Origin of the sequence: Arthrobacter sp. efr-133-R2A-120 (assembly GCF_030209835.1) — a bacterium.
Lineage (GTDB): Bacteria > Actinomycetota > Actinomycetes > Actinomycetales > Micrococcaceae > Arthrobacter.
Map to the genome: position 1 here is coordinate 1 of NZ_JARVRF010000053.1, position 3,958 is coordinate 3,958.

A 3,958-nucleotide genomic window follows, 5' to 3' on the forward strand; every position below is an offset into this window, starting at 1 on the left:
ACCCGCACAGGTGAGCCGGCGTCCAGAAACCCCCGCTCACGTATGGCCCGGTTTCGATAAACCCCCGCTCACGTATGGCCCGGTTTCGATAAACCCCCGCTCACATATCAGCGGTTGTGGGCAAACCCCCGATCACATATGCGCCGCACCGGCACGCAGCCACACCCGCAGCGCCCGGCAGCCTTGAGCGGGCGTCCGGCCCCCCATAGGTGAGCGGGCGTCCGGCCGGGACCCGGCATACGTGAGCGAGCGTTCAACGAAAACCCGGCATAAGAGAGCCGGCGTCCGGGTCACCCAACCCCCGCTCACATATCAACGGTCATGACCAAACCCCCGCTCACGTATCAGCGGTCCCGGGCAAGCCCTCGCTCACCCACGGACCCCTCCGAGATACCGACTCGCGTCGACCCGTACAATGTCAGGATGAGTAGCATGCAACAGGTTACTCCCGGAGTGTCGCTGACAGCGCAGGCCACCGATATGCTGCGGGCGGCAATCACGTCCGGCGAGATGACACCCGGGGAGCACTATTCCGCGATCGGACTAGCCGAGAGACTCGGTGTGTCCAGGACACCGGTGCGTGAGGCCCTGCAGCTGCTCGAAAAGGAGGGCATTGTCCGGATCGAGAAGAACCGCGGCGTCCGGGTGCTGCAGATTTCACTTGATGAGATTGTCCAGATCTTCCAGATCCGAATTATTCTTGAGCCCCCCGCAGCGGCTCGGGCCGCCGAGGTTGTCACTAAGGATGACCTTGAGCATTTCCGGGTGCTGCACGGGCGCATCCTGGACGCTGCAGCTGGCGAAGATGGTCCCGGCACCCTGCAGGCGGACAAGGAATTCCACTTGTTTCTCATGGGCTTGGCGGGCAACCCCCGGCTAATGGCGCTGGACGGCGAGCTCCGCAATCTCGTTCTCGCGCAAGGGTTGGTGACCATCCCTTCAATCCGAAGCAGCCAGGACCTGGCCGACGACCGTCGAGGCATTCTCGAAGCATTGGAGCGGCAGGATCCCCGGGCTGCATCTGTAGCGGTTCGAGAGCATGTCACCCGTACCGCCCGGCTTCTCATTACAGGCGTTTGCGCGAAGACGCCTGGACTGTCCGCCGACGCGTATCTGGCGAAGTTGGATCAGCTCACGAAATTTAGCGGCTGACTCCGTTTCAACGAAAAATTGTTTACAAGCCGAAGACATTCCCTTACTGTTACATGCAACATACAACCGTCAAAGGAGATGCGTGGTGGGATCCACAGAAGGTGGTCTGAGCGGTTTGCCGCAGCCCTTGGCTGGTATACGGATCGCAGACTTTTCGCGGGTTCTAGCCGGACCGTTGTGTTCCATGATGTTGGCCGACTACGGCGCCGAGGTCATTAAGATCGAGGGTCCTGCCGGCGACGATACCCGGGCGTGGATCCCGCCCGTGGAGGCAGATGGGACCGGCACATATTTTTCAAGCGTCAATCGCAACAAGAGATCGGTGGTCGCCGATCTCAAGTCCGATGACGGGTTGAGCTATGCACGCGCCCTCGTGGCCGGCTGCGACGTCGTCATCGAAAACTTCCGTCCTGGCGTCATGGCGAAATTCGGCTTGGACTATCAGACCGTCTCCGAGAGCCGGCCGGACATCGTCTACTGTTCTATCTCGGGCTTCGGGGCTGGCGCCGGTGTGGATTTGCCAGGCTACGACCTGCTGGTGCAGGCGCTTGGCGGTCTGATGAGCATCACTGGCCACCCGGACGGAGAACCCAGCAAGGTCGGGGTTGCCCTGGTAGACGTCCTCACCGGACAGAATGCCCTGGCGGGGATCTTGATGGCGCTGCGGGTGCGCGATGCTACGGGGACCGGCCAGCAGGTGCAGATAAATCTCCTCTCCTCGCTCCTGGCAGCATTGGTCAACCAGGGCACGGCTACCTTGGCCACGGGCTTTTCGCCCGCCAGGCTCGGTAATGCACACCCCAGCATCGCCCCTTATGAGACATTTCGCACTGGCGGCGGCACGCTCGCCATCGCTGTCGGAAACGATCGGCAATTTGCTGCGCTTGCGTCAGTTCTGGGACTAGGGGGTTTGCCAGAGCAAGCGAGATTTCTTACTAACGAACGCCGAGTAGCCTCCCGTGAGGAGCTTCGGATTGTGATAGAGACTGCGCTCGATGCTGACACTGCTGCGAATTGGCAGCGGAAGTTGCTCGCTGCAGGAGTTCCTGCGGGCAGGGTCAACAGCGCCGGCGACGCTTTCGAGCTGGCTGAGAGCCTTGGGCTGGAACCGTCAATCGTTGTCACCGATCCCGCTACCGGCCGGGAGTCCCGCCAGTTGACCAACCCGATCCGATTGTCTGCGACGGCACCGAGCTACCGGCAAGTTCCCCCGGCCCTTGGCGAGCATCAAGGATCCACATTCGCTGTCCGATCCCCAAACACTTCCGCGAAAGGCGCATAAATGTCCGATATCAGCGATCTGATTGATTTTGACTCCCTCCTTAGCGCGGATGAACGTGCGCTGCGCGATTCGGTGCGCGCCTTTGTGGATTGCGAAATCAAGCCGCACATCGCAACCTGGTATGAAAAGGCGGTTTTCCCGCTGGAACTTGTTCCAGAACTGGCAAAAATGGGCCTACTCGGCATGACCCTGACAGGTTACGGCTGCGCTGGCCGATCCGCCGTCGAGTATGGCCTGGCCGGAGCGGAACTTGAGGCTGGCGATTCCGGACTGCGCACTTTCGTCTCGGTGCAGGGCTCACTGGCGATGAGCGCCATCTACAAGCACGGTTCGGATGAACAGAAAGCCGAATGGCTGCCGGCGATGGCCGCGGGGGAAGTGATCGGGTGCTTCGGGCTGACAGAACCCGCCGCCGGATCGGATCCGGGTGGCATGACTACCTTTGCGCACCGCGATGGAGACGACTGGATCCTCAACGGATCAAAACGCTGGATCGGCCTAGCGTCAGTGGCCAAAGTCGCCATCATCTGGGCACAGACCGACGGCGGCGTCCGCGGCTTTGTTGTCCCAACCGAGACACCTGGATTCACGGCGATGCCGATCGCGCCGAAGCTCTCCATGCGAGCGTCCATCCAATGCGACATCGAATTGTCCGATGTGCGACTACCCGAGAGTGCAGTGCTGCCAAACGTCGTCGGGCTCAAGGGCCCCTTCTCATGCCTGAACGAAGCCCGCTACGGGATCATCTGGGGCGCCATGGGCGCTGCGCGCGATGCGTTCGAGGTAGCCCTCGATTACTCCAAGGAACGCCTGCAATTTGGCAAACCGCTGGCCGGTTACCAGCTGACCCAGCAGAAGTTGGTTGATATGGCTCTGGAGATCAATAAGGGATTCCTTCTTGCCCTACACCTTGGGCGCAAGAAGGACGCCGGTACCTTGCAATCGGATCAGATTTCGGTGGGCAAACTGAACAACTGCCGCGAGGCCATCAAAATTGCGCGCGAAGCAAGGACGATCCTCGGCGGAAACGGAATCACGTTGGACCACTCGCCCTTGCGGCATGCCAACAACCTGGAGTCCGTTCGCACGTATGAAGGCACCGACGAAGTCCATACGCTCATCTTGGGACGCAAGCTCAGCGGTATCGCCGCCTTCCGTTAGACGGGCCCGACGGCGGAAGCCGCGTTCCGTCGTCGACGTCGCCGCGGCGGCCCGGACAGGCCCTGTCGCTCAGCTTGAGCCTAAGGGAAATAGGGGGCGGCGGTGCTGGATTTGCGCAGTGTACGGAAGCCGTGTAATGTCTTCTAAGTCGCCGCGAGGGAGACAGCCTAGAGCTGGGAACCACGGGTGGCCAACCCCTTCGAATTGAGCCTGAAACGGCTGGTGCTTTGTGCGCCGCAATTCGAGGGAATTCGAATTGTCACCCTGAAATCGGTTGAGAAATTGATTTGCAAAGCGGTGGTGGTTCGGGTAAGTTTGGAAAGTTGCTCCGGAGCGATCCTGGACCCTTTGGTGGGTGTGGGT

At 60.8% G+C, this 3,958-nt stretch carries 3 protein-coding genes; all 3 read left to right on the forward strand.

From position 1 onward, the window contains the following. Positions 1 to 423: 423 nt before the first annotated feature. The 3 genes from QRN52_RS20365 (at position 424) to QRN52_RS20375 (ending at position 3,595) form a co-directional block, all read left to right on the forward strand. On the forward strand, positions 424 to 1,152 hold the full coding sequence (locus tag QRN52_RS20365) for a GntR family transcriptional regulator (RefSeq protein WP_284755374.1): 729 nt from the start codon (positions 424 to 426) through the stop codon (positions 1,150 to 1,152). Positions 1,153 to 1,234: 82 nt separating this feature from the next. Further along, positions 1,235 to 2,434, forward strand: a complete 1,200-nt coding sequence (locus tag QRN52_RS20370; RefSeq protein ID WP_284755376.1) for a CaiB/BaiF CoA transferase family protein — start codon at positions 1,235 to 1,237, stop codon at positions 2,432 to 2,434. Then, positions 2,435 to 3,595, forward strand: a complete 1,161-nt coding sequence (locus QRN52_RS20375; protein ID WP_284755377.1) for an acyl-CoA dehydrogenase family protein — start codon at positions 2,435 to 2,437, stop codon at positions 3,593 to 3,595. It abuts the gene before it with no gap. Positions 3,596 to 3,958: the final 363 nt, after the last annotated feature.